The sequence below is a fragment of the Kitasatospora sp. NPDC001539 genome (genome assembly GCF_040298565.1).
GTDB lineage: Bacteria > Actinomycetota > Actinomycetes > Streptomycetales > Streptomycetaceae > Kitasatospora.
The window spans coordinates 1-1,684 of the sequence record NZ_JBEPAK010000474.1; the positions used below are offsets into that span (position 1 = coordinate 1).

Sequence of the window (1,684 nt, forward strand, 5' to 3'; positions counted from 1 at the left end):
GCTTCACCGCCTGCCCCTACGGCGACCCCGGCACCCGCATGTACCGCACCGGCGACCTCGCCCGCTGGACCACCACCGGCGAACTGGAGTTCGTCACTCGCGCGGACGACCAGATCAAGCTCCGCGGCTTCCGCATCGAACTCGGCGAGGTGGAGACCGCCTTCGCCGCCCACCCGGCCGTCGGACAGGTCGTCGCGACCGTCCGCGAGGACCAACCCGGCGACAAACGCCTCGTCGTCTACACCACCGGCACCGCCACCCCCGCCGAACTGCACACCTTCGCCGCCGAACGCCTCCCCGCCTACATGCTCCCCGCCGCCGTCGTCACCCTCGACACCCTCCCCATCACCCCCAACGGCAAGATCGACCGCCGCGCCCTCCCCACCCCCGACTACGGCGCAGCCGCCACCGTCCGCGAGCCCCGCACCACCACCGAACGAACCCTCTGCGAACTCTTCGCCGACGTCCTCGCACTACCCACCGTCGGCATCGACGACAACTTCTTCGACCTCGGCGGCCACTCCCTCCTCGCCACCAAGCTCGCCAGCCGCATCCGCACCACCCTGGACGTCGAGGTCCCCATCCGCACCCTGTTCGACGCACCCACCGTCGCCGGGCTGGCCCGCCGACTCGGCGAGAGTCACACCGACGGACGCGCGGCGCTGGCGCCCCGGAAGCGCCCCGAGCTGGTGCCGCTCTCCTACGCCCAGCAACGGCTCTGGTTCATCGAGCAGTTCGAGGGCCCGAGCGCCCTGTACAACACCCCGTTTGCCGTCCGGCTGACCGGCGAGATCGACACCACCGCCCTCGCCGAGGCCCTGCGGGACGTCGCGGACCGGCACGAAGTGCTGCGCACCACCTTCCCGACCGTCGAGGGCCGGCCCCACCAGCAGGTCCGCGACGACCTCGAGCCCACCCTCCAACTGACCCGCGTCGCCGACGAGTCCGAACTGGCCGAAGTGCTCGACCAGGCGATCGGCCACGTCTTCGACCTGGCCACCGAGCCGCCGATCCGCACCCGGCTGTTCTCCCTCGGCGCCGACCGTCACGTGCTGCTGGTGCTGCTGCACCACATCGCCAGCGACGGCTGGTCCGTCGCCCCGCTCTTCCGGGACCTCGCCGCCGCCTACCAGGCCCGCCGCAGCGGCTCGGCACCCGACTGGCGGCCGCTGCCCGTCCAGTACGCCGACTACACCCTCTGGCAGCGCGAACTCCTCGGCTCGGAAGACGACCAGGACAGTCTGCTCGGACGGCAACTCGCCTTCTGGGAGCGGTCGCTGTCCGACGCGCCGGAGGAACTGGCGCTCCCCTACGACCGGCCCCGGCCGACCACCCCCAGCCATCGGGGCGACCTGGTCGAGTTCACCGTCGGCACCGAACTGCACGGCGCTCTTGCGGAGTTGGCCGCCGCGCAGAACGCCAGTCTGTTCATGGTCCTCCAGGCCGCCGTCGCCACCCTCTACACCCGGCTCGGCGCCGGCACCGACCTGCCCCTCGGCACCCCCGTCGCCGGACGCACCGATGCGGCCCTCGACGACCTCGTCGGCTTCTTCGTCAACACCCTCGTCCTGCGCACCGACACCACCGGCAACCCCACCTTCCGGCAACTGCTGGACCGCGTCCGCCACACCGACCTCGACGCCTACGACCACCAGGACATCCCCTTCGAGCGCCTGGTCGAACA

Annotated in this window: 1 protein-coding gene; it reads left to right on the top strand. The window is 71.7% G+C overall.

The annotated features are described in order from the left end of the window. Window positions 1–1,684: condensation domain-containing protein (locus tag ABT247_RS33380; RefSeq protein WP_350750350.1), on the top strand; the 1,684-nt coding region annotated here is incomplete at both ends.